19 protein-coding genes are annotated in these 24,562 nt (G+C 54.3%); 14 read left to right on the forward strand and 5 right to left on the reverse strand.

All coding sequences use genetic code 11. From position 1 onward, the window contains the following. Positions 1 to 18 precede the first annotated feature (18 nt). The 9 genes from deoC (at position 19) to eno (ending at position 12,189) form a co-directional block, all read left to right on the forward strand. Positions 19 to 972: a deoxyribose-phosphate aldolase gene (gene deoC, locus K7G70_RS07935; RefSeq protein ID WP_223788085.1), complete on the forward strand. Its 954-nt coding sequence runs from the start codon at positions 19 to 21 to the stop codon at positions 970 to 972. Positions 973 to 996: 24 nt separating this feature from the next. After that, positions 997 to 3,342 (forward strand): aldehyde dehydrogenase family protein, encoded by a 2,346-nt coding sequence (locus K7G70_RS07940; RefSeq protein WP_223788086.1) that lies wholly within the window; start codon positions 997 to 999, stop codon positions 3,340 to 3,342. Positions 3,343 to 3,346: 4 nt separating this feature from the next. Beyond that, positions 3,347 to 4,204, forward strand: coding sequence for a purine-nucleoside phosphorylase (locus K7G70_RS07945; protein ID WP_223788087.1), 858 nt, complete (start codon positions 3,347 to 3,349; stop codon positions 4,202 to 4,204). A gap of 223 nt (positions 4,205 to 4,427) precedes the next feature. Beyond that, the gene (locus tag K7G70_RS07950) at positions 4,428 to 4,763 is read left to right on the forward strand and encodes a hypothetical protein (protein ID WP_223788088.1); all 336 of its coding nucleotides are present in this window, start codon (positions 4,428 to 4,430) and stop codon (positions 4,761 to 4,763) included. A 716-nt stretch (positions 4,764 to 5,479) separates the two neighbouring features. Beyond that, positions 5,480 to 6,790, forward strand: a complete 1,311-nt coding sequence (deoA, locus tag K7G70_RS07955) for a thymidine phosphorylase (protein WP_223788089.1) — start codon at positions 5,480 to 5,482, stop codon at positions 6,788 to 6,790. A 269-nt stretch (positions 6,791 to 7,059) separates the two neighbouring features. Next, a complete protein-coding gene (locus tag K7G70_RS07960; protein ID WP_223788090.1) occupies positions 7,060 to 8,319 on the forward strand; it encodes a cation:proton antiporter in 1,260 nt (419 codons plus the stop codon). A 65-nt stretch (positions 8,320 to 8,384) separates the two neighbouring features. Beyond that, complete coding sequence (gene pyrG, locus K7G70_RS07965; protein ID WP_223788091.1) at positions 8,385 to 10,028, forward strand: CTP synthase; 1,644 nt, start codon at positions 8,385 to 8,387, stop codon at positions 10,026 to 10,028. 42 nt (positions 10,029 to 10,070) lie between these two features. After that, complete coding sequence (gene kdsA / locus K7G70_RS07970; RefSeq protein ID WP_223788092.1) at positions 10,071 to 10,913, forward strand: 3-deoxy-8-phosphooctulonate synthase; 843 nt, start codon at positions 10,071 to 10,073, stop codon at positions 10,911 to 10,913. Next, the gene (eno, locus tag K7G70_RS07975; RefSeq protein ID WP_223788093.1) at positions 10,900 to 12,189 is read left to right on the forward strand and encodes a phosphopyruvate hydratase; all 1,290 of its coding nucleotides are present in this window, start codon (positions 10,900 to 10,902) and stop codon (positions 12,187 to 12,189) included. The genes kdsA and eno overlap by 14 nt, the downstream gene beginning before the upstream one ends. A gap of 23 nt (positions 12,190 to 12,212) precedes the next feature. On the opposite strand, the gene modC is transcribed toward eno, so the two are convergent. From modC to K7G70_RS07995, 4 genes are read right to left on the reverse strand one after another with little or no spacing between them, the layout of a single operon-like run. After that, positions 12,213 to 13,292 carry a molybdenum ABC transporter ATP-binding protein gene (gene modC / locus K7G70_RS07980; RefSeq protein WP_223788094.1) on the reverse strand — a complete coding sequence of 360 codons (1,080 nt, stop codon included), beginning with the start codon at positions 13,290 to 13,292 and terminating at the stop codon, positions 12,213 to 12,215. Next, on the reverse strand, positions 13,285 to 13,974 hold the full coding sequence (gene modB, locus K7G70_RS07985) for a molybdate ABC transporter permease subunit (protein WP_223788095.1): 690 nt from the start codon (positions 13,972 to 13,974) through the stop codon (positions 13,285 to 13,287). The genes modC and modB overlap by 8 nt, the downstream gene beginning before the upstream one ends. After that, entirely contained in the window at positions 13,967 to 14,713 is a 747-nt protein-coding gene (modA, locus tag K7G70_RS07990; protein ID WP_223788096.1) for a molybdate ABC transporter substrate-binding protein, read from the reverse strand. The genes modB and modA overlap by 8 nt, the downstream gene beginning before the upstream one ends. 9 nt (positions 14,714 to 14,722) lie before the next feature. Then, complete coding sequence (locus K7G70_RS07995) at positions 14,723 to 16,099, reverse strand: mechanosensitive ion channel family protein (protein ID WP_223788097.1); 1,377 nt, start codon at positions 16,097 to 16,099, stop codon at positions 14,723 to 14,725. Positions 16,100 to 16,228: 129 nt separating this feature from the next. Between K7G70_RS07995 and glnA the strand changes: the two genes are divergently transcribed. From glnA to K7G70_RS08020, 5 genes are all read left to right on the forward strand, one after another. Continuing rightward, positions 16,229 to 17,632, forward strand: coding sequence for a type I glutamate--ammonia ligase (glnA, locus tag K7G70_RS08000; RefSeq protein ID WP_223788098.1), 1,404 nt, complete (start codon positions 16,229 to 16,231; stop codon positions 17,630 to 17,632). A gap of 132 nt (positions 17,633 to 17,764) precedes the next feature. Then, the gene (gene mscL / locus K7G70_RS08005; RefSeq protein WP_223788099.1) at positions 17,765 to 18,166 is read left to right on the forward strand and encodes a large-conductance mechanosensitive channel protein MscL; all 402 of its coding nucleotides are present in this window, start codon (positions 17,765 to 17,767) and stop codon (positions 18,164 to 18,166) included. A gap of 83 nt (positions 18,167 to 18,249) precedes the next feature. Beyond that, entirely contained in the window at positions 18,250 to 18,714 is a 465-nt protein-coding gene (locus K7G70_RS08010; protein ID WP_223788100.1) for a GAF domain-containing protein, read from the forward strand. 32 nt (positions 18,715 to 18,746) lie between these two features. Beyond that, on the forward strand, positions 18,747 to 19,466 hold the full coding sequence (locus tag K7G70_RS08015) for a hypothetical protein (protein ID WP_223788101.1): 720 nt from the start codon (positions 18,747 to 18,749) through the stop codon (positions 19,464 to 19,466). A gap of 253 nt (positions 19,467 to 19,719) precedes the next feature. Then, positions 19,720 to 20,136 (forward strand): hypothetical protein, encoded by a 417-nt coding sequence (locus K7G70_RS08020; protein ID WP_223788102.1) that lies wholly within the window; start codon positions 19,720 to 19,722, stop codon positions 20,134 to 20,136. A 21-nt stretch (positions 20,137 to 20,157) separates the two neighbouring features. Here the strand turns inward: K7G70_RS08020 and K7G70_RS08025 are convergent, their stop codons facing one another. Further along, entirely contained in the window at positions 20,158 to 24,522 is a 4,365-nt protein-coding gene (locus K7G70_RS08025) for an ATP-binding protein (protein ID WP_223788103.1), read from the reverse strand. Positions 24,523 to 24,562 lie beyond the last annotated feature (40 nt).

Below are 24,562 nucleotides of genomic sequence, written 5' to 3' on the forward strand. Positions count from 1 at the left end.
TTATTGTAAAATGCTGACATGACTATTGAACGCAATCCCGGCATGGACCTGAATTTGGATTGGATTGAATCCATCCAGGTCAACAAAAGTGCCACCGAACGGCGCGCGGCCACTTTGGGCACGCGGCGCAGTGTGAAAAAACAAAACCAAGTGGCCTGGCTGCTCAAAGCCATCACCTTGATCGACCTGACCACACTGGCTGGCGATGACACCGAGCTGCGCGTCAAGCGGTTGTGTGCCAAAGCGAAAAAACCGCTGAGTCAGGACCTGATTGCAGCGCTGGACATCGCCGACTTGAAATTAACCACCGGGGCGGTGTGCGTCTATCACGACATGCTGCCCACCGCGGCTCAGGCGCTTGAGGGCACCGGCATTCACCTGGCTGCCGTGTCCACCGGTTTTCCCGCCGGCTTGACACCCTTTCACTTGAAAATCGAAGAAATCAAGGAGTCGGTCAAAGCCGGCGCCGATGAGATCGACATCGTCATCACCCGCAAGCATGTGTTTGCTAAAAACTGGCCGGCCCTGTACGACGAGGTCAAAGCCTACCGCGAAGCCTGTGGCGAGGCCCACATGAAAACCATCTTGTCCACCGGTGAAATCAGCACCTTGCGCAACGTGGCCAAAGCCTCGATGGTGTGCATGATGGCCGGGGCCGATTTCATCAAAACCTCCACCGGCAAGGAGTCGGTCAACGCCACCTTACCGGTGTCACTGACCATGATCCGCCAAATCCGTGACTATTTGGAACGCACCGGTTTCAAAGTTGGTTACAAACCAGCCGGTGGCATCAGCAAAGCCAAAGAAGCCTTGGTTTACCTGTCGATGATGAAGGAAGAATTGGGCGATGAGTGGCTGCAGCCCGAACTGTTCCGCTTCGGCGCCTCCAGTTTGTTGGGCGACATCGAACGGCAGTTGGAACACCAGGTCACCGGTCATTATTCAGCCGCACACCGCCACGCGATGGGCTGAGCACAGGTATAAGGTATTTTATTCATGAACATCAAAGACATCTTCAACACCATGGAATACGGCAAAGCCCCCGAATCCCCCGACCAAGCCCTGGCTTGGTTGGCCACGCACAACGGCACCATGAGTCACTACATCAATGGGCGCTGGCAAAAAGGCAAAGACCACTTTGCTTCCAACAACCCGGCCACCGGTGAAGCCTTGGCCCAGGTGGCCCAGGGCGATGAAAAAACCGTCAACCAGGCGGTCAAAGCGGCCAGCGAAGCCCTGCCCGCCTGGCAGGCCCTCAGCGGCCACCAACGCGGACAGTATCTGTATGCCCTGGCCCGTTTGTTGCAAAAAAATTCACGCTTGTTCGCGGTGCTGGAAAGTTTGGACAACGGCAAACCGATCCGCGAAAGCCGCGACATCGATGTGCCTTTGGCGGTGCGCCACTTTTACCACCACGCTGGCTGGGCGCAATTGCTGGACAGTGAGCTGCCCGACCACCAAGCCATCGGTGTGGTGGGTCAAGTGATCCCCTGGAATTTTCCGCTGTTGATGCTGGCCTGGAAAATCGCCCCGGCCTTGGCCACCGGCAACACCGTGGTGCTGAAACCGGCGGAATTCACCTCATTGACCGCTTTGTTGTTTGCCGACATCTGCCAACAGGCTGGCTTGCCCAAAGGCGTGGTCAACATCGTCACCGGCGATGGTCAGACCGGACAACACATCGTGCAACACCCTGACATCAAAAAGATCGCCTTCACCGGCTCCACCGCGGTGGGCCGTTGGATCCGCCAAGCCACGGCTGGCAGCGGCAAAAAATTGTCCCTGGAACTGGGCGGCAAATCGGCTTTCATCGTCTGTGCCGATGCCGATTTGGATGCCGCGGTGGAAGGGGTGGTGGATGCCATTTGGTTCAATCAGGGCCAAGTCTGCTGTGCCGGCTCGCGTTTGTTGGTGCAAGAGGCGGTGGCTGACCGCTTTCACCAGAAATTGATCAGTCGCATGAACAAGCTGCGCATCGGCGATCCCTTAGACAAATCGATCGACATGGGCGCCATCATCGATCCGCGCCAACAACAAAAAATCGCCACCTTGGTGCAAGCCGGGGTCGAGGCCGGGGCTTGTTTGAATCAATCCACGGCGGCTTTGCCCAAAGGCGGTTGCTTTTATCCACCGACCTTGTTGACCGACGTGTCGCCCTCGGATGCGGTGGCCCAAGAAGAAATCTTTGGTCCGGTGTTGGTCTCGATGACCTTCCGCACCCCGGCCGAGGCGGTGGCCCTGGCCAACAACACCCGCTATGGCTTGGCCGCCAGCATCTGGAGTGAAAACATCAACATGGCCATGCATTTGGCGCCACTGGTGCAGGCGGGAGTGGTGTGGATCAATTGCACCAACCAATTTGATGCCGCTGCTGGCTTTGGCGGGGTCAAAGAATCGGGCTTTGGTCGCGAGGGTGGTCGTGAAGGTTTGTATGAATATCTGCGGCTCAAGCCAGGCATCCAAAAGCCTGCCGCCAAAACCAAAACAATGAAAGCCAGCAATGACCCCATCGAAGGCATGGACAAAACCCCAAAAATGTACATCGGTGGTAAGCAGGTGCGGCCCGATGGCGGTTATTCCTATGCCGTGCATGATCACCAAGGCCAATTAATCACCCATGCCGGATTGGGCAACCGCAAAGACATCCGCAACGCGGTGGAGTCGGCCGCCGACAGCCACACTTGGGCCGGCATGAACGGCTACCAGCGCCAGCAGGTGATGTATTTCATGGCCGAAAACCTGTCATACCGTCAAGACGAATTTGTTGCGCGGCTGCAACAACATGGCCACAGCAAAAAACAAGCCCAAACCGAAGTCGAAACGGCCATTGAACGCTTGGCCTATTACGCCGCCTGGTGCGACAAATACGACGGCCAGGTACACAGTGTGCCACTGCGTGGGGTGGCCATGGCCATGCATGAGCCGATCGGAGTGATTGGCATCCAGTGCCCCAATGAAGCGCCGCTGTTGAGCTTCATCTCCTTGTTGGCCCCGGCCATGGCCATGGGCAACCGGGTGGTGATGACCGCCGCCGAAGCCTTCCCCTTGCCGGCTTTGGATTTTTATCAGGTGCTGAACACGTCGGATGTTCCGGCAGGCACGGTCAACATCATTTCCGGTCAACAAGCCGAATTGTGCAAACCCTTGGCCGGTCACATGAACGTCGATGCCATCTGGGCCTTTGGTGCCGATGCCCAGCTGGTGGAACATGAATCGGCCACCAACCTCAAACGCACCTGGACCGAAACCACCCCCCGGGATTGGCACCAGCAGGGACAAGGCAGCGAATTCTTGCGCCACGCCTCTCAGGTGAAAAACATTTGGACCCCTTATGGCGAGTGACCCCATGGAACAGACACCTCAAGACCAACCAACTGCCGAGCAATTGGCGCAAAGATCGGCCGAGTTCATCAATGGCATCATCGGCTTGTTGCCCAAACCTTTTCATGCCAAAGCGGCGATGATCCTCGGTTCGGGACTGGGATCAGTCACCGAACAGGCCGAAATATTGGCGGAAATTTCTTACCGCGACATCCCTGGATTTCCAGAAACCGGGGTGGCCGGCCATTCTGGTTCGATGTTCCTGACCCTGATGAATGGCCACCCTATGATCATCCTCAATGGCCGCATCCACTATTATGAACAAGCCGATGCGGGCGCCATGGCCCCGGTGATTGCCACCCTCAAAGCCTTGGGCATTGAAACCCTGATTATCACCAATGCCGCCGGTTCTCTGCTCAATGCCGCGCCGGGTTCGGTGATGATGATCAAGGACTACATCAACTTCACCGGCCAATCGCCGCTGTTTGGAGTGACTGACAACCGCCGCTTTGTCAGCATGAGCAAGGCCTATGACTCACAATACCGATACCACCTCAGACAAATCGCTGAAAAAAATGACATCCACCTGGCCCAAGGCGTGTATGCCTGGATGGCCGGTCCCCAATTCGAAACCCCAGCCGAAATCCGCGCCATCCGCTTGATGGGCGCCGACGCGGTGGGCATGTCCACCGTGCCCGAAACCATCCTGGCCCGCTACCACGGCATCAAAGTCGCGGCCTTGTCGATCATCACCAACTACGGTGCCGGCATGGACGACGTGCGCCTGAGCCACGAACAAACCCTCAACTACGCCCCCAAAGCCGCCGCCAAAGTCCACATCCTGATCAGTGGCTTTTTGGATCATTTGTATGCCGATGGGTGAACTTAATTGACGCTTATCCTGGCTGGATATCAGCAGGCATGACACACCCTATTGTTCATGATCTTTAACGCCTCAAGCGCTTAAGCCCCTCATGTAACTAAAATCATGGATGTCATCCCGAGCGCAGTCGAGGGGCCTCGCAACGCCCAACAGGTCTACCCACAACCCAGTTCACATTTTCCCGCACCCAAGGTTCACCCTGGATTCAGTGCCGAGGCGTAACATGGATACCAATTCAATCGAGTCCACCACCATGCAATGCCCCCACTGCCAGCACAACGGCATCAAATTCATCGATGGCTTGGCCAATTCGGTGTTTGGCCGGATGCAGTGCCAGCGGTGTTACCGACTGTTTGCCCAAGACAAAATCCTGGCCGTGGTTAACCTGATCATTGAAGTGGCGATGATCTTCGCTGTGGGCTTCCAAACTTGGATCATGGCGTCCATCTGGCCGGTGGTGCCCTTGGTGGCCCTGATCGTCCTCAACCGGGTGTGGCTGCTGCCGCGCTTGGCCATCGAGGTACCCAAACGCAAAAAATTCCGGCCCAGTCGGTCTTAAATAATCTCAGGCTTTGGCCAAATCCGATTCATGGCCGCATTCGCTCTTTTGGACCGTGAACTGCAGTGAGGCTTGAGTGCACATGTTCACCCACTCCTTATGGCAAATGATGCCCCATTGGTCATTTGATATCAAAAATTCCCGCCTTTGGAGCGCCGACTTCAGTCGGCGAAAGGCTGTCTGACGTGTTTCATTTCGGTAAAACAGGCAAACGCACAATGAGCGATGGCGCGGCCTGGGGCCTTGCCATGTCACCGACTGAAGTCGGTGTTCCAATTGACAGCCACAAGTCAGCAAAGCCCCGCCACAGGCTTGTGTTTGTCCGTTACTGCAACCTGCTTTGGTGGCACAGCTCCCCCTGTAGGCGCAAAATAATGAAGGGTGTCATCCCGAGCGGAGTCGGCCGCTTCCGCGTCCTGCTAACGCGGCAGACCTACAACCATGTAGGCCCCGGTATCTGATCCCGTCTCGACTCAAGCACCTACATCCATGTAGGCGAGGGATCTCATATCAATCATCAGATCCCACCACTCAGTATTGTTGGGATGACCCAACAAGTTTGGGTGTGTCAATGCTGGCAGTATCCCAGATACCTACTGCGATCTTCCGGCGATCAGCCTTTCAACCCCTGGATTGCGACAAAATTCAAAAAACCCGAATCGAATGGCTTTATAATGATGGTTTTGCTTGCATCATTGGATTGAGCCCAAAGACCCATGACATTTTTGCCCCAAGAAATCATCCGCAAAAAGCGCGACGGCTTTGAATTGAGCACCGAGGAACTGACTTTTTTCGTTGACGGCATCACCGATGGCTCGATCAGCGAAGCCCAAATCACGGCCTTGACCATGGCGGTGTATTTCCGTCACATGAGTGTGCCTGAGTGCCGCACGTTGACCCAATTGATGAAGGATTCCGGCGACACGCTCGATTGGCAAGGAATGAATCTCGATGGCCCGGTTATTGACAAACATTCCACCGGTGGTGTGGGCGATAAGATTTCTTTGATGCTGGCCCCCATCATCGCCGCTTGTGGTGGCCACGTGCCGATGATTTCCGGCCGCGGTTTGGGTCACACCGGCGGCACTTTGGACAAATTGGAATCGATTCCAGGCTACCAAACCCAAATTGACACCGACCGCTTTCAACAACTGGTGGCCGAGGTGGGCTGTTCCATCATCGGCCAAACCAGTCAACTGGCCCCAGCCGACAAACGCATTTACGCCGCCCGTGACATTTCCGCCACGGTGGATTCCATCCCCTTGATCACCGCTTCGATTTTATCGAAAAAATTGGCCGCCGGTCTGCAAGGCTTGGTGATGGACATCAAATGTGGCAGCGGGGCTTTTGCCCAAGATTTCATCATGGCCCAGGATTTGGCCCGCAACCTCATCAAGGTGTCACCGATTCCAACCACCGCCTTGATCACCGACATGAACCAGGTGATCGGCCATGCCGCCGGCAACGCCTTGGAAGTGCAAGAAGCGATTGACTATTTGAAACAACCCCCCAAGGATTTGGCGCTGAATGAATTGGTGGTCAACCTGGCGGCTGACATGCTGCTGATCGGCAATTTGGCTGGCGACAGCAACGACGCCAAAATGCAGGTGTTCCATGCCATTTCCAGCGGCGATGCGGCGGATAAATTAGCCCAAATGGTGGCAGCCCATGGCGGCCCGAACGATTTGTTGGAGCGCCCTGACAAACACCTGCCCCAGGCTGACCTGGTGGAACCGGTGTTCGTGTCGCAAACGGGCCACATCGCCGCCATTGATTGCCGCCAAGTGGGCTTGGGTATCATTGAATTGGGTGGCGGCCGCACCCACAGCGAGGCCCAGATTGATCCGGCGGTGGGTTATTCACAAATCCTCAAAGTGGGGGCCGAAGTGGACCCACAAACCCCGATTGCCATGGTCCATGCCAACTCCCAAGAAGCCCTGGCCCAAGGCAAGAAAAGCCTGCGCCGGGCCTTCACCATCAGCCCCAAACCACAGCCAGCCATTTCGGTGATCATGGATCGGCTTTGAAGGTTCAACCTATGCGATGAAAGTGGATTTTGATGCCAGCTTGTGGCGCAACATCGCCGGTGCCATCATGTATGATCGCATCAAAATTTATCGCGCATACCAGCATACAAAATGAAATCAAACCAAGGAAAAAAACACCAATGATTGATCCAAATCAAATCCTTGGCCATTAATCGCTGATTTCATGCTCAAACCAATTGAGCTTAGACCTGAAGGGGTTACAATTTGAGGACTGTAACCACCAACTGAACCATTGGGAGGATTTGTCCATGCACCATGATTTGTTGTTGTTGGTCATCATTTGGGTCAGCGTGTTCATCGCCGCTTGGATGGCCCACCTCACCCGCCTGACGCCGGTCCTGTGGTATTTATTTTTTGGCACCCTGTTGGTCAATGTGGGGATTTTGCCCAAAACCTTGCCCTCGTTCATCATGGACCTGTCCGAACTGGGGATCATCATCATCATGTTTGCCCTGGGTTTTGAGGAAAACGTCAACAAATTCGTCAAAAGCATCAAACGCTCCTGGGGCATTGCCTTTTTTGGCGCACTGGCTCCCTTTTGCATCGCTTATGCCGCGGCCTGGATTTACTGGCAAGACCCCAACATCGCCTTGTTGGTGGGTTTGGCGATGACCGCCACCGCCGTGTCCTTGACCATGGTGTCATTGAAATCCGAAGGTTTGAGCACCACCCCAGCGGCCACCGGCATCATGACTTCGGCGGTGCTCGATGACATCGCTTCCCTGGCCCTGGTCGCCATCCTGGTGCCGATTGCGGCCGGAGAAGCGACCATGAGTGTCAGCGGCATCGCCCTGATTCTGGGCAAAGCCGTGGCCTTTTTCCTCACCGTCATCATCATCGGTAAGTGGTTGTTTCCAACCAGCACGGGTTGGGTGCGGCTGATTCCCATCATCGGTCACATCAACCTGCGCAAAATGCTGTCCATGGGCAAAGGTGAATACACCATCTTGTCCTTATTGCTGATCGCGGTATCAGTGGGCTTGCTGGCCCACGAATTTGGCTTCCACCCAGCAATTGGTGCCTACATGGCCGGTCTGGTGATACGCGGTGAATACTTCGACTTCCACCAAGAACAGGAAAAGGACCACTACAACGAAGCCCGCAAGATCATCGACAACGTCGCCTTCACCTGGATTGGGCCCGTATTCTTCGTCACCATGGGCACCCACCTGATCTTCGATGCGCAAATGTTGTTGGATGTGTTGCCCGAGGCGGTGATGTTGTTTGTCGGCTTGTTCATCGGACAAATCTTGTCTGCCGGCCTGGCGGCGCACTACACCGGCAAATTTTCCTGGCCGGACAGTTGGATGATCGGCTTTGGTATGTTGGGCCGCGCCGAACTGGCCTTTGTGGTGATGAACATCGCTTTTGTGCAGTACCAAATATTCACCATGGAGGTGTTTTATACCTTGATGATCACCGCCTTTTTGCTCAATGTGTCGGTGCCGTTGACCATCAAATTCTGGAAAATGAAGTTCCATGATTCAGCGGTCAATCAGACCGAATAGTTGTCAAGCAATTCTCGGATCGGCTATAATACACGTCCTTTCTGAGCACAACTATTTCACCGATCATGACCAAATTTGTTTTTGTCACGGGTGGTGTGGTTTCATCTCTTGGAAAGGGCATCGCGGCGGCTTCCCTGGCCTCGCTGCTTGAAGCACGTGGACTGCGTGTCACCATGATGAAATTAGACCCATACATCAATGTCGATCCAGGCACCATGAGTCCCTTTCAACACGGCGAGGTATTTGTCACCGAAGACGGTGCCGAAACCGACCTGGATTTGGGTCACTACGAACGCTTCGTGCGCACCAAAATGTCGCGTGGCAACAACTACACCTCAGGGCAAATTTACGAGAGCGTGATTCGCAAAGAACGCCGCGGCGATTACCTGGGTGGCACCGTGCAAGTGATCCCACACATCACCGATGAAATCAAAAACAAGGTCCGCAAAGCCGCCCAAGGCTATGACGTGATCATGGTCGAAATCGGTGGCACCGTGGGTGACATCGAATCCTTGCCTTTCATGGAAGCCATTCGGCAGATGGGGGTGGAAGAAGGGCGACGCAACGCCTTGTTCGTGCACCTGACACTGGTGCCATACATCAATGCCGCTGGAGAGTTGAAGACCAAACCAACCCAGCACTCGGTGAAAGAATTGCGCTCCATCGGCATCCAACCAGACATCTTGTTGTGTCGCGCTGAGCACCCCATTCCGGAATCAGAAATTCAAAAAATTGCCTTGTTCACCAATGTCGAAGCCCGCGCGGTGATTCCGGTGTTGGACTGTGGCAACATTTACCAAATCCCTGAAGAACTGAACAAAGAAGGCTTCGATGATTTGGTGGTGGAACAATTCGGTTTGGACTGCGGTCCCACCGATTTGTCAGAATGGCAACGCGTGGTGGCGGCCGAAGCCAACACCCAGCATGCAGTCACCGTGGGCATGGTCGGCAAATACCTGGACCATTCAGACGCCTACAAATCGCTGAATGAAGCCCTGCGCCATGCTGGCATTCCGAATCAAGCTCAGGTCAACATCAAACACGTCGACTCCGAGGAATTGGGCGAAACCGGTGACACCTCGGTGTTCAACGACGTGGACGCCATTTTGGTGCCTGGTGGCTTTGGCAATCGGGGTTTTGAAGGCAAGATCAAGGCCGTGCAACACGCCCGTGAACAACAAATTCCGTATTTGGGCATTTGTTATGGCATGCATGCCGCGGTGATCGATTATGCGCGCAACGTGTGTGGCCTGGCCCAAGCCAACACCACCGAAAACAACGAACAAACCCCACATCCGGTGATCGGTCTGATCACCGAATGGATGGACCGTGAAGGCCAAAAAGAGATCCGTGATACCGATTCGGACCTGGGTGGCACCATGCGTTTGGGGGCGCAAAATTCACAACTCAAAGCCGGTACCCTGGCCCACCGCGTCTACGGCAAAGACCTGATTTCCGAACGCCACCGCCACCGCTATGAATTCAACAACAATTACCAACAACAACTGACCGATGCCGGCTTGGTGATTTCAGGTTATTCAGAAGACGGTCAATTGGTGGAAGTGGTGGAACTGCCCGGTCATCCATGGTTTTTGGCCTGCCAATTCCACCCGGAATTCAACTCGACCCCCCGTGATGGTCACCCCTTGTTTGCCCAATACATCGCCGCGGCTTTGGCGCACCAGCGTCAACAGCAAAATGCGGCTTGAGCAGGTACAATGGTCACATCCACATGAACAACCGAGACAACCATGAAAATATGTCATTTTGAAGCCGGTCTGGACCAACCCTTTTTTCTGATCGCTGGTCCCTGCGTGATTGAGTCAGAACAACTGGCCGTCGACACCGCTGGGCACTTGAAAGAAATCACCGACGGTTTGGGCATCCCGTTCATCTTCAAATCATCGTTCGACAAAGCCAACCGCACCTCACTGAAATCATTCCGCGGCTTGGGCATGGAAGCCGGTCTGAACATTTTGGCTGAAGTGCAAAAACAAGTCGGCGTGCCGGTGATCACCGACGTGCATGACGACTCACCGATTGAAGAAGTGGCCGAGGTGGTGGATGTGTTACAAACACCGGCATTTTTGGCCCGCCAAACCAACTTCATCCTGCGCGTGTGTCGTGCGGGTAAACCGGTGAACATCAAAAAAGGGCAGTTCATGGCCCCGTGGGACATGAAAAATGTGGTGGAAAAAGCCCTGTCCACTGGCAACCAACAAATCATGGTCTGCGAACGCGGCGCCAGTTTTGGTTACAACAACCTGGTCTCTGACATGCGTTCACTGGCCGTGATGCGTGAAACCGGCTGTCCGGTGGTGTTTGATGCCACCCATTCGGTGCAACTGCCTGGTGGCCAAGGCGGTACTTCCGGAGGCCAAAGAGAACACGTGCCGGTGTTGGCCCGCGCCGCCACCGCGGTGGGTATTTCAGGCCTGTTCATGGAAACCCACCCCGATCCAGCCAACGCCAAAAGCGACGGCCCCAATGCGGTCAAACTGAGCCAAATGGCCGGCTTGTTGGAAACCCTGAAAATCATTGACCAAACCATCAAATCCAAACCCCTACAGGAACAAAGCAATGACTGGAATTAAGCACATCCACGCCAGGGAAGTCCTGGATTCTCGCGGTAACCCCACATTGGAGGCCGAGGTGACCCTGGAGTCCGGCGCCTTTGGCCGGGCCATGGTGCCCTCAGGCGCTTCCACCGGCGCCCGTGAAGCCATTGAGTTGCGTGACGGTGATACCAGCCGCTACCTGGGCAAAGGCGTGCAACAAGCCGTGGCCAACGTCAACACCACCCTGGCCGATGCTTTACGCGGTTTTGATGCGGGCGACCAAGCCGGTTTGGACCGCAAAATGATTGACTTGGATGGCAGCGACAACAAAGGCCAACTGGGCGCCAACGCCTTACTCGGCATTTCCCTGGCCAATGCCCATGCGGTGGCCAACGAACAGCGGGTGCCCTTGTACCAAAGCATTGCCACGGTCGATCAATTCGTGTTGCCAGTGCCAATGATGAACATCATCAATGGCGGCGCCCATGCCGACAACAACGTCGACGTGCAAGAATTCATGGTGCTGCCCACCGGCTTTGATTCTTTTTCCGAAGCGCTCCGCTGTGGCACCGAGGTGTTCCACGCCCTGGCCAAAGTATTGAAAAGCAAAGGCCTGTCGACGGCCGTCGGCGATGAAGGCGGCTTTGCCCCCAACCTGCGCTCCAATGTGGAGGCGGTGGACACCATCTTGGAAGCCGTGCACCAAGCCGGCTACCGCATCGGTGATCAGGTCTATTTGGGTTTGGATGTGGCCTCCTCCGAATTCCACCGCGATGGCCTGTACCATTTGACCGGTGAAAACAAACAACTGGATTCGGCCCAATTCACCGAGTTTTTGGCCTCTTGGGTGGACCAATACCCGATCATCAGCATCGAGGATGGCCTGGATGAAGCCGATTGGGACGGCTGGCAGCACCTGACCGCCCGGCTCGGCAATAAAGTGCAGCTGGTGGGTGATGACCTGTTCGTGACCAACACGTCCATTTTCAAAGAGGGCATCGAGCGCCAGATCGCCAACTCCATCCTGATTAAATTCAACCAAATCGGCACCCTGACCGAAACCCTGGAAGCCATCGACCTGGCTCACCGTTCCGGTTACACCGCGGTGATTTCTCACCGTTCAGGCGAAACCGAAGACCACACCATTGCCGACTTGTCGGTGGCCACCTCCGCCACCCAAATCAAAACCGGCTCATTGTGTCGTTCAGACCGCATCGCCAAGTACAACCAATTGTTGCGCATCGAAGAGCAATTAGGTACCCAAGCGAAATACGCAGGCAAATCGGCTTTTGATTTGTTGAACATCCTTTGACGCTGGCTGCTCAGGCAGCGGGCTCATTGCAGTGACCGCACCGCCTGGGCTTTGATCTGGGCGTAAACGCTTTGTCCTGGGGTCAGACCCAAGGCGTGTTGGGAGCGCTCTGAGATGCGTGACAGGATTTGTTCGGAGCCCGTACCCAGGCGCACCAGACAATCATGCCCTGTGGTTGGCAGCACCGCCGTCACTGTCAGGCACAATACATTCAACACACTGCTCTGCACGGGGCCCTGTAAGGACAAGACCACATCATTGGCCGCAATGATCAATCGGTGCTGTGTGCCCAGTGCTTGTTGGCCCTTGACCCAAAACACCAGGCCGCCGGGGGTGGTCAATTGCAACAAACCATGTTCATCATCGGTACCGGTCACCGAGCCCTGTAACACGGCTGCCGCTTGGGGGTGATCCGGCAAACCGGTGGCCGCGACCAACATCGCTGGGTTGATCGGCCCTTGGAAGACCACTTGACCCTGGTGCAGCACCAACAGCTCATCGGCCAAGGCCAACAACTCCTCCAATTGGTGGCTGACGTAGACCATGGGCAAGCCAAATTCAGTGTTCAATTGACGCAAATAGGGCAGCAGTTTTTGTTTGTTGTCATGATCCAAGGACGCCATCGGTTCATCCAGCAACAACAAGCGCGGTTGGCGCAACACCGCGCGGGCCAGGGCCACCCGTTGTTGCTCGCCACCAGACAATTGCCTGGGCTGACGCGCCAACAAGGGCTGCAGATCAAACACCGCCACCACCTGCTGCCAACTGATCGCCACGGTTCGCGACACCCGCCGTTGCTGCGCATATTGCAGGTTTTGGCGGATGTTCAGGTGCGGAAACAGTTGTTGATCTTGAAACACACAGGCCAGTTCACGCCGGTGGGGTGGCACAAACAAGCGGTCATCTTGCATCAGCTGTTGGTGGATTTGCACCCGCGAACCGGGGTGCCGGTCCAGACCCGCCAGCGCCCGCAACACGGTGGTTTTGCCGGAGCCGGATGGCCCCCAAATGCCCATCACCCCCGTGCTTGGCAGCGGGCATTTCACATCCAGGTTGAAGGCACCGCGTTGCATGCGGATGTGTGATGGCTGGGATTCAGTCATGGGCCGATCTCCGATGCTGGCCTTGGTGGTTGATGAAGTACAAAGCAAAGATCATGAGGAAGGCCAAGACCAACAACAAGGCTGAGAGCACATGGGCTTGGCTGTAATTCAACATCTCCACTTGGTTGTAAATCTCAATGGCGATGACCTTGGTTTCGCCCGGGATGTTGCCACCAACCATCAACACCACACCAAATTCACCCAGGGTGTGGGCAAAGCCCAACACCGCCGCGGTCAACAAGCCCCGTTTGGCCAATGGCATGACAACGGTAAAAAACGCGTCCATGGGTTTGGCACCCAAGGTCAGGGCCACCTCACGAAATCGCGGGTGGGTCGCCTCAAACGCATTTTGCAACGGCTGCACCACAAAGGGCAGGCTGTAAACCATGGAAGCCAACACCAAGCCGGAAAAAGTGAAGGTCAAAGCCTGACCGGTCAGTTTGACCCAAAACGCCCCCAACCAACCTTCTGGGCCCAGGAACAAGAGCAAATAAAAGCCAATCACCGTCGGTGGCAACACAATCGGCAAAGCCACCAAAGCTTCGATGACTGGTTTCAGGCGGCTGCGGGTTTGCGACAACCACCAGGCCAATGGAATCGAAACCAACAGCAACAACAGCGTGGTGACGCCAGCCAATTTCAACGACAACCACAAGGCGGTCATATCCGGCCAGTCAAGCATCAAGCGCTCCGCTGCGATAACCGTGCGCCCGGATGATTTCCAAGGCCGGCTTTGAGCGCAGAAATCGACGAAACGCCGCCACAGCCTCGGGGTTTTGACTGCGTTTGAGGGTGACCACCGCTTGTTCGATGGGCGGGTGTGACTGGGGCGGCAAAGTCCACTGGCAACTGCCTTGAACCGGAGGCATCAAACGCACCGTGGCGGCGGCCAACAAGCCCGCAGCGGCAGCGCCTGAGGCCACAAAATGACTGGCTTGCGCGATGTTTTCGCCCATCACCAGGCGCTCTTGCCATCGCGACCAATGGCCTTGGTTTTGCAAGAAGGCTTGGGCCGCATGACCATAAGGCGCCAGCGCTGGGTTGGCCACGGCCAAAAACCCTTCGGACTGGCTGCTCAGCCAGGTTTCACAGCCACCCTCGGGGGCTTCTCGCACATACAGCTGTAAGGTGCCGATGGCATAGACTTCCAGCCCAACCGCCAGCCCTTCATCCACCAACCATTGCGGCCGCTTTAGGTCAGCGGCCAGGAACACATCATGCGGCGCCCCTTGTTTGATTTGGGCATACAGCTGGCCGGTGGAACCGCTGCTGATCAACACCGCATGACCGGTGGTTTCGCTGAAAGCTTGGGTCAGCTCTTGCACGGTGGTGACGAAATTGCTGGCCACCGCCAGGCGCAGTGGTTCAGCCGCTGAGACCATGGCCCAACCCAACAAGCAAACACCGAGCAGCCGCCGCACCACCGCCGCCTAGCCGTCCTTAATCAGGTTGTTGGCATCGTCTTGAAGCTGGTTTTCGGCTGACTGCTTGCGGATCTCATCCACGTCATTGGACAGGTCGGCCTCCACTTGACTGGTGCTGGGTTCAGCCGGCTTTGCTGGCACCGCTTTGACCGCCTCTTTGGGTGGCTCTTGGGTGATGTGAATGCCTTCTGGAAACACCACTTCTCGGGCCTCATCCGGCATCGAAATGGCCGCTTCATCATAGGCCCTTTTGATCAAACGAATGACCGCTGATTTGACTTTTGAGGCGCTGTTTTCTTCGCCATTGACCCAAAACAACACCTTCAAATTGACCGTGGCCGCGCCCAAATTATCCACCAACACCTGGGGTTCTGGATCGTTCAACACCGCCGGGTGTTGACTCAACACCTGCAAGGCAATTTCTTGGGCTTGGGTGATGGGGTCGTCATAGCCAATGCCGACCATGAATTGCTTGCGGATGTTGGGGTTGGCCGTGACATTGACGATGGTGTTTTTGTAGATGATGGCGTTGGGAATGTGGATGTGATTGCCTTCCAAAGTCATGATCACCGTGCCGCGGGTGGTCACACTTTGCACCACGCCCTGGTGCCCATCGACGCGGATGTAATCACCGATTTTGAATGGTCGCTGGATGCTGATCAAAATGCTGGCCAAAAAGTTTTCTGCGATGTCCTTGAACGCGATGCCAATGACCAAACCCAACAAGCCGGTACCGCCAATCACGGTCATGGCCAAGTTGGTCAGGCCAGTCATTTTCAGCACCAAGTAGATACCAATGACCACCACCGGCAAGGCAAACAAACGGGCACTGAGGCGCCGCACGAAGACGTTGTTGACCCGCTTGCTCAAGACCTTGTTGCCCAGCGAAAAAGCCAGTTTGGCCACCAACCAAGTGAGCAACAAAATGATCAGGGCGATGGTGATTTTGGGCATGGCCTGCAGCAGGCGCTGATACAAGGAAACCGCTTCGGTCACGGCCGGCTCCAAATCCCATTGGTCCTGCGCCCGCACGCTGATGTTGTTGACCACGGCGATCACCCCTTCGGTGCGGTTGGCAGCCGCTTCCACCCATTTGCGATCGGCCTCACTGGCCACTTTCCCACGCAGCACCAACACCCCTTCGGTGACCTCAACTTGGGCTTCATCGACCCGTTGACTGACCTGCAAAATCCGGGTGAAGCGCTGTTCGATGGCTTGGTCTGAGACGGTTTGTTCGACACTGATGGCCTGTTCGGTGTCGACCCAGGTGGTCGCGGCCGACTCGTTGGCCTCAATGACTTCGGTCTCGTCACTGGCTTGGGCCCACAACAACGGTGACAACCCGCTCAACAACAGGCCCCAAAGGATGAATTTTGTGCGCATGACAACAAGGGTCTGAAAAGCAACCATCATAACCCGTATTGCGCCCCACATCCACGCAGAATTGCGTATGTTTTTTGCCCCCAGACCTACATAAAATACGCGCTTAATCCAAAACACCCAGGAATACCGATGAGCAATAAAATTTTTCAAATCATAGAAGACGAAAACATCGATTTTGTCGATCTGCGTTTTTGTGACACCGCCGGCAAAGAACACCACGTGACCCTGCCTGTTTCACAAGTGAATGAAGACTTGTTTGAAGACGGCAAAATGTTTGACGGCTCATCGATCAACGGCTGGAAAGGCATCAATGAATCAGACATGGTGCTGATGCCCGAGCCCGACACCGCGTTCATCGACCCCTTCAGCCAGTACCCCACCTTGGTGATCCGTTGCGATATTTTGGAACCCAACACCATGCAAGGTTACGAGCGCGATCCCCGTTCGATCGCCAAACGTGCCGAGGCTTACCTGCAACAATCCGGCATTGCCGACACCGCTTTCTTTGGCCCGGAGCCAGAGTTCTTCGTGTTCGACGGTGTCAGCTGGAAAACCGATGCCAACGATTGTCGCTATGAGATCTATTCACGCGAGGGGGCCTGGGAATCGGGTGCCGACGCCAAAGAAAACCCCGGACACCGACCCCGCGTCAAAGGCGGTTATTTCCCCGTGCCACCGGTTGATTCACTGAATGATTTGCGCTCTGCCATGTGCAAAGTGATGCAAGACATGGGCCTGGAAATTGAAGTTCACCACCACGAAGTGGGCACCGCCGGCCAATGTGAGATCGGCGCCAAATTCAACACCTTGGTGGCCAAAGCCGACGAAGTGTTGAAAATGAAATACGCCGTGCACAACGTGGCCCATGACTATGGCTACACCGCCACTTTCATGCCCAAGCCCATCGTTGGCGACAACGGCAGTGGCATGCATGTGCACCAATCCCTGGCCAAAGGCGGCACCAACCTGTTCATGGGTGACGGTTACGGCGGTTTGTCAGAAACCGCCCTGCACTACATCGGTGGCATCTTCAAACACGCCCGTGCCTTGAATGCCTTTGCCAACGCGTCAACCAACTCTTACAAGCGCTTGGTACCTGGATTCGAAGCCCCGGTGATGTTGGCTTACTCAGCCCGCAACCGTTCGGCCTCAATCCGCATTCCGTTTGTCAACAACCCGAAAGCCCGCCGCATTGAGGTGCGTTTTGGTGACCCCATGGCCAACCCCTATTTGATGTTTGCCGCCATGATGATGGCCGGCTTGGACGGCATCAAGAACAAGATCGACCCAGGTTCGGCCATGGACAAAGACTTGTATGACTTGCCACCTGAGGAAGCCAAGAGCATCCCAACTGTGTGTCATTCTCTGGATCAAGCCTTGGAAGCTTTGGACCAAGACCGCGACTTCTTGAAAGCCGGCGGCGTGTTCACCGATGACGTGATCGATGGCTTCCTGGAGTTGAAACAAGCCGAGGTGGATCGCATCCGCATGAGCACCCACCCCGCTGAGTTCGACATGTATTACTCCTTGTAAACAGTCGCCACCAAGTAAGCAACAGGCCGGTCATTGACCGGCCTGTTTGCGTTTGTTCACATTGTTTTTGCCATAAGTACCTGATTTTGTTTACAATCATTGAACTTTCATTCAATTAAAGAGGAGTACAACATGGGTATGATGACTGAATTCAAAAAATTTGCCGTCAAAGGCAATGTCATGGACATGGCCGTGGGCATCATCATCGGTGCCGCTTTCGGTAAAATCGTTTCGGCTTTTGTCAACGGCGTGATGATGCCACCATTGGGCCTGTTGATCGGCGGGGTGGACTTTTCCGACTTGGCCTACACCCTGAAAGAGGCCACCGATGGGGCCGAAGCGGTGACCTTGCAATGGGGGGCGTTTTTACAAACCACCATTGATTTTCTGATCATCGCCTTTGCCGTGTTCATGATGGTTAAATTCATGAACAATCTGAAGAAGAAGGAAGAAGAAGCACCCGCTGAACCACCCAAGCCTTCCAACGAAGAAGTCTTGTTGGCAGAAATCCGCGATCTGCTGAAAGAAAAGTAACGCCAAACCACAAAACCAGGGGCGCCCAGGCTTGATATGGGCCTGGGCAGCCCCATGTTGTTTTTTTTTGTTGGGATTTCACCATGAGCGAAGCCTATCCGTTGCTGTTGAAACAGCTCGATGCCCTGTTGTCGGGCGAACATGACTTGCAGGCCAATGCCGCCAACCTGTCGGCCTTTTTGTACCACAACCTGGAGCAAGTCAATTGGCTGGGCTTTTACTACCAACAAGGCGATGAATTGGTGTTGGGACCGTTCCACGGCCAACCGGCCTGCACCCGCCTGACCATTGGCCAAGGGGTGTGTGGCACCGCCTTTGCCAACCGCGCCACCGAAGTGGTGGCTGACGTGCACCAATTCGCCGGCCATGTGGCCTGTGATGCCGCCTCAGAATCAGAAATCGTGGTGCCGTTCTACACCCCAAAAATTAGCGGCGTGCTGGATGTCGACAGCCCGGTGAAAAACCGCTTTGGTCAAGCTGAAAAAGATTTTTTTGAGGCAGTGGCAGAAATTTTTGTGCAATCCTTACAACCCCAGTCTGCCAGTTGACTGCAACGACAACTCAGTGACAGGAGTGTCCTATGATCGATAAAATCATCAAAGCCAACCACATCATGTTCTTTCTGGCATCGTGTGTGCTGCTGGTCATGCTTGGCTTCCAACTTAAAAAAGAACTTTTTTGGGACTCCTATGAAGCGCCCAAAGTGGAAATCACGCAAACACATGATGACCCCAAACAACCCACCGACATTGAATATCAGTTGACCCATGTGGCCATGATTCAAGACCTGCATGTGTTTGCCTTGAATGCCACTCAGATTGTGCGACAAGATCAAGACGATCACATCAATCATTTGAACATGTTTTCTGGCGCATCAGGCTCCTCGCCTGCCACGGTCAATTTGTTGTTCGTTGCACCGGAAAATCAATCCAGGAAGCTGTTTGAACAAGATGTCTTTATTGACGAATATTTATTGGTCACTCAAGATGAGAAACAGCAATTCTTGGCCAGCCGACATGGGCATCGTTCGGCGTACGGGTTTTTGCTCAGCAAACACGTTTACCAGATCGTCAAAGCGGACACCAACCAAGATGGTTTTTTGTCGGATGCTGATCAAAAAGACTTGTTCATTTCAAACCTGGATGGCCGCAACCTCAAACCAATCACCGACAACATCCATTCATTTGAAGTCATCAACGACAACTTGTTGCTGATCAAACATCACAACAACGGACAAACCACATACAGCACCTATGACCTGACCACTGACCGCCTGAAGCCGTTTGATATTCAACTGTAATCAACTTGCGCGATCGAATGAACACAAGCCTTGCTCTTGCCACTGGAGATTCCTCGGCTTCACTGCGTTGCGCTCGGAATGACATTCAAAGAAAGGTCACTGAGCTTGTCGAAGTGCGCTGCCAACTTGAGATTTTGCTTTCATCAAATTAAGCAGTTCAAACCAAGGCATGACTTTGAATGACCAAAGACCTATTCATTTCAGGGCCCCTTGTGCGCTAAAATAATTAAGTCAAATTCAGCCGGATAAGCGCATGGAACCAACCGAAAATCCCAATTCAAGAACCGAAGTGGTGCGAGACACCATCGTCTTACAACTCAAACTGATTGTTGACGGCTTGCGTGATTTGGCTTTGATGCCGTTGTGCTTCTTCGCCGCTTTGATTGGTTTGTTGGCCCACCGCGAACAACCCGGTCGCTACATGTACCGCATCCTCAGTTACGGCCGCTTGTCTGAAAAGTGGATTGGCTTGTTTGACGACGCCAAAAAGGACAGCATGAAACCGCTGGAGTGGGAAGGCAAAAATTTCGATGACTTGATCGTCAAAACCCAAACCGCCTTTGAGTCCAAGTATGTTGACCCTGAGAAGAAGGACCTGTTGGTGAAAAAATTGAATGACGCCTTGAATGACATCAATGGCAAATTGAACAAATCCAACAAAACCGCCTAAAACCAAACCCCTGCAGCCGTTTCAAGACTGATTTATCACAGCCACCAAGTCGGACAATTTAAATGGCTTGGTGATCAATTGATCGATGCCATGGGCTTGGCACAGTTCGTGCAACTCTTTGGAAATGTCGGCACTCATGATCACCGATTTGCTGGTGACCCCGGCATCGCGACAGGCTTTGATGAATTCAATGCCGGTTAAGTCCGGCAAATGATAATCCACCAACAGCAAATCATAGCGGATGTTGCTGATGCCGGCCAAAGCCTGGTGGGCGTCATCAAAAATGTCCACCACATGCCCTTCTTTTTCCAACAGTTCCAGCAACAGCTGCTGGTTGATCGGGTTGTCTTCCACCACCAACAAATGCAATGACCGGGCGGGTCCGGACTCCCCATCCACCGCACAATACAGCGGCTCAACTTTGCTGGCAAACAATTGCCGCAAGGCATCCAAGCCACAGGGCAAATCGATCACTTTGTGGGCCCCAGCCAACCGCTCCAGTTTCAGGTGGTTGGGCTTGAACAGATAAACCGGCACCAACTCACGGTTGGCCACCCTAACGGCTTCAACCACGCTTTCAGGCAATGCCTGGGCCTCATCAACCACCACCAACAAGGCATTCACTTGTGCCGAGAACTCGGCATCGGCAGTCAATGCATCGATGCCAAACAAGGCCAAATTGTGGATCAAGCCTTGTTGCATGCTTTGATTGAGGGGATTGGCTTGACCGATCACCTGCACGGTTTTGCGCAATTTGGGCAAGGGCTCATGGGGTTCATCCAATGCCATGGGAATGCTGCACACCACGGTGGTGCCGATGCCGGGTTCACTGATGACTTCGATCGCCCCAGCCATTTTTTCCACCAGTTTTTTGACGATGCTCAAACCCAGTCCAGTGCCGCCATATTTGCGGGTGATTGAACTGTCCGCCTGGGTGAATGGGTCGAACAGGCGGTTGAGGATTTCTGGTTCTATGCCAATGCCACTGTCATTGACTTTGAGCACCACCTCATCTCCCTCGCCGGCTTCGAGCTGGATCGACACTTGACCGCGGTGGGTGAATTTGAAGGCATTGCTCAACAGGTTCATGATGATCTGTTTCAAGCGCACCGAATCGGCCTGGCGATGCACCGTCAATTGAGGATCCACATCAACCCAAAACACCAATTTTTTGTTGCTGCTGGCGGACACAAAGGATTGGCTGATTTGGTCCATCAGCTTGAGTAAGTTGATTGGCCTGATTTCCAGGGTCAATTCACCCGACTCAATTTTGGACAAATCCAAGATGTCATTGATGATGTGTAACAGGTGTTCCCCCGACTCGGCCACGGCCAAGGCATACAAGCGCTGCTCATCACTCAGCTCGGTGTCTAATAACAATTCGTTCATGCCCAAAATGCCATTCATGGGGGTCCTGATTTCATGCGACACCTGAGCCAAGAAGTCGCTTTTGGCTTGGCTCGACGCATTGGCTTGTTCGGCCAAATGATTCACCGCTTCAAACAGGCGGGCATTTTCCAGGGCCAGGGACGATTGGGTGGCATAGGCTTGGGCCAAGGAGATGTCACTGCGTTTGAAACTGGCTTGTTGGCGGTGCAGTTTCACCAAACCCAAGCGTTCATCAGAATGGCTGAACATCACCCACAAGGTTTCACCCGGTGGTGCTTTGTCGATTTCATGGTTGGTGCCCGATTCATACAGCCGCATGGCCCGGGCCCCCAAACTGTTTTGATCGGCAGTAGACAAACCCTGTTCACTGAAAATTTGGTAATTGTTTTGGCTGTTCCAGTAGCACACTTCAACCGCATCGACGTTGATTTTGCGGCTGATTTGTTGCTTGATTTTTTCCAGCAGCTGTTCTGTGTCCAAGGCCGTGACCAATGAAGTGGTCAGGGACAATTGGTTTTCGGCAAAGGCCAATTTTTCGGTGGCATGGGAAATGCGGGCGTTGTACTGCCAGCGTTTGCGGAACACGTAAAACACCGTTATCAACAACAGGAAACCAGATAAGGCATACAGCACATAGGCTTGGCGGGTTTTCCACGGCGCCGCGGCCACCGTGAAGTCATGGCTGATGGGTTCGGTCCAACCACTGTGGGCATCGCGGGCGCGCAAAGCAAATTGATATTCGCCGGTGGGCAGTTGGTGGAAAGTGAGGTTGTTTTGTCCACTGACCCCTTCCCACGGGGCATCGGCTTGTAAGCGGTATTGGTACTGGTGGCTGTCGGGGTTGGTGAAGGACAGCAACTGAAATGAAAAGGACAAACTGCCGTAGTTGTAAGCCAGGGATTGCTGACTTGGGTGCGGCTGGTCATTCAACCGCACTTGCAACGGTGCCAGCTTGGCCGGCGCCTGCGTCGCTTGGGCATTCAAGTCATTGATCTGCACCATGCCGGCTTTGGTGAAGATCATGATCGATTGGTCGTGCAAAGGTTCGATGGCCACCACCTCATTGCTGGGTAAACCGTTGCCCACATGCAAGCGGCCAATGACTTGTTCGCTGGTCAGGTCGATCACAATCACCCCATTTTGCGAGGTCAGCCACAAGCGCTGCCCGATCAACTGCACGTGTTCGGCAAAGTCGGTTGAGATTTGGGTGTTGATCTGATGGGTGTCTTGCACCAACAGCGAACCTTCTTGTTGCTCATACCGCAACAATTGCCCACTGGCCAACAGCCAAATGGTGGGGCCTGATGGGTCCATAGCCAAGTCATCAAACCCTTCATTGGATTCAATCAACACCTGACTGGCTTCGGTGGCAGGGTCAAACACTTCCAAGCCCCGGTTGCCGACCAACCAATAGCGCCCATCAGCAGCTTGTTCCACAGCATTGAGCACATCGTTCAACAGTTGGCTGGCCGGCTGCGTCACCGCCATGTCAAACTTGTTCAAGCGGTACAACTGCGACTCGCCAAAGATGGTGATGTACAAAGCGCTGCTGTGCTCCAGGATGGCCCGCACCCCACCGCGAATCAAGTCGCTGTCGATCTGCTTGAAGATTTTTTCTGCTTGATCAAAGTAAAACAATCCCGAAACCGCACTGACCCACAGGCGGTAATCCTGGTCTTGGTACAGATCCAGCACAGCGGTCGGCAGCTGTTGTTCCTGGGTGTGAACCTGGCTCAATTTCAGTTGACCTTTTTGATAACGGATCACATTCAGGCTGTCGGCCCCTTCGTTGTGAATCCAAAAAGAATCTTCCAACAGGGCGTGGTCACTGAGCACCTCGTCGATGGAATTGTCGATTTGGGTCAGGTCTGTGAATGGCAAGTAGATGTCAAATTGATCCCAATCATTGTTCAGCTTGATCACCCCCCGTGTGTCGGTGGCCACCCATATGTTTTGTTGTTGGTCTTCAAAAATGGAACGGATGTGAAAATGCTGATTCTGCGGTTGGCCACGCAGCAGAAATTTCAATGGGATGATTTGGTTGTCACGGAACAAAATCAAGCCCTGGCGGGTGGCCAGCCACAGGTTATCCATCGAATCCGCGGTCATGCTGCGCACCGTCAACCGCTCACCCATCAACGCCACGATGTGCTCGGCACTGATCAACAAGTCGAATTGTTGCTGTTCGGTGTTGAAGCGATAAACGCCTTGGTAGCCAGCGGCATAAACGGTGTTGTCTGGGGCCACTGCAATGGCATACATGCGGGCCATGCGCTGATCCTCGAGCGGATAGGCAATGGCGTGACTGATGGCGGTTTGCTGGGCGGTGTCTATGCGCAGCACTTGTCCTTCCAAGGTCGCCACCCACAGCATGCCATTGTGGTCCAAGCGCGCATCAAAAAACCGCACCGAGGTCAACCAGTCGGCGTTGTCAGGACGCCAATGGGTGAATTGATCGGTGGCCGGGTCATACACCGAAATGCCGTGGTCAAATTGAAAGATCCACACTTTGCCGGCTGGATCAGAATGGATGGCGAACACCACCGGGTGCTCAATGCCGTTGGTGATGCCCTCACCCACCGGCACCAGTTCAAAACGATTCTCGGCCCGGCGATAGCGCGCCAAACCCACTTCATTCAGGCTCAACCAAATGTCCGTTTCAGTGCCATGCATCAGGGATATTTCATTGGCCGGCAACACATCAGCGGCCAGGGTGTCCTGTTTGAAATTCAAAAAGGCTTGGCTGTCAAAGCGACTCAAGCCGCTGTGGGTGGCAAACCACATGTAGCCCTCGGCATCTTGTTCGATGTGGGTGACCATGTTGCCGGCCAGGCCGTCATACACATCATAGCGGGTGATGTTGACGTACTTTTGATCCGGGGATTGGGCCTGGGCATGACCCACCAACCATACCAAAACAACAAGCAGCCACCACCAGCAATGGTGGCACCCGAAGCGGTGCAGTGGCGTGGTTTGGTCAGCTGTTTCCAGTTTCATGTCACTCCCATGGGTTGGTCAAAGCCGCGTTGCGCGGACA

The organism is Marinicella meishanensis (assembly GCF_019931145.1).
GTDB classification, from domain to species: Bacteria; Pseudomonadota; Gammaproteobacteria; order Xanthomonadales; family Marinicellaceae; genus Marinicella; species Marinicella meishanensis.

Coding starts and splice junctions, on each gene's coding strand:
- deoC (WP_223788085.1), top strand. CDS start 19: ATGACTATTGAACGCAATCCCGGCATGGACCTGAATTTGGATTGGATT.
- K7G70_RS07940 (WP_223788086.1), top strand. CDS start 997: ATGAACATCAAAGACATCTTCAACACCATGGAATACGGCAAAGCCCCC.
- K7G70_RS07945 (WP_223788087.1), top strand. CDS start 3,347: ATGGAACAGACACCTCAAGACCAACCAACTGCCGAGCAATTGGCGCAA.
- K7G70_RS07950 (WP_223788088.1), top strand. CDS start 4,428: ATGGATACCAATTCAATCGAGTCCACCACCATGCAATGCCCCCACTGC.
- deoA (WP_223788089.1), top strand. CDS start 5,480: ATGACATTTTTGCCCCAAGAAATCATCCGCAAAAAGCGCGACGGCTTT.
- K7G70_RS07960 (WP_223788090.1), top strand. CDS start 7,060: ATGCACCATGATTTGTTGTTGTTGGTCATCATTTGGGTCAGCGTGTTC.
- pyrG (WP_223788091.1), top strand. CDS start 8,385: ATGACCAAATTTGTTTTTGTCACGGGTGGTGTGGTTTCATCTCTTGGA.
- kdsA (WP_223788092.1), top strand. CDS start 10,071: ATGAAAATATGTCATTTTGAAGCCGGTCTGGACCAACCCTTTTTTCTG.
- eno (WP_223788093.1), top strand. CDS start 10,900: ATGACTGGAATTAAGCACATCCACGCCAGGGAAGTCCTGGATTCTCGC.
- modC (WP_223788094.1), bottom strand. CDS start 13,292: ATGACTGAATCCCAGCCATCACACATCCGCATGCAACGCGGTGCCTTC.
- modB (WP_223788095.1), bottom strand. CDS start 13,974: ATGCTTGACTGGCCGGATATGACCGCCTTGTGGTTGTCGTTGAAATTG.
- K7G70_RS07995 (WP_223788097.1), bottom strand. CDS start 16,099: ATGCGCACAAAATTCATCCTTTGGGGCCTGTTGTTGAGCGGGTTGTCA.
- glnA (WP_223788098.1), top strand. CDS start 16,229: ATGAGCAATAAAATTTTTCAAATCATAGAAGACGAAAACATCGATTTT.
- mscL (WP_223788099.1), top strand. CDS start 17,765: ATGGGTATGATGACTGAATTCAAAAAATTTGCCGTCAAAGGCAATGTC.
- K7G70_RS08010 (WP_223788100.1), top strand. CDS start 18,250: ATGAGCGAAGCCTATCCGTTGCTGTTGAAACAGCTCGATGCCCTGTTG.
- K7G70_RS08015 (WP_223788101.1), top strand. CDS start 18,747: ATGATCGATAAAATCATCAAAGCCAACCACATCATGTTCTTTCTGGCA.
- K7G70_RS08020 (WP_223788102.1), top strand. CDS start 19,720: ATGGAACCAACCGAAAATCCCAATTCAAGAACCGAAGTGGTGCGAGAC.
- K7G70_RS08025 (WP_223788103.1), bottom strand. CDS start 24,522: ATGAAACTGGAAACAGCTGACCAAACCACGCCACTGCACCGCTTCGGG.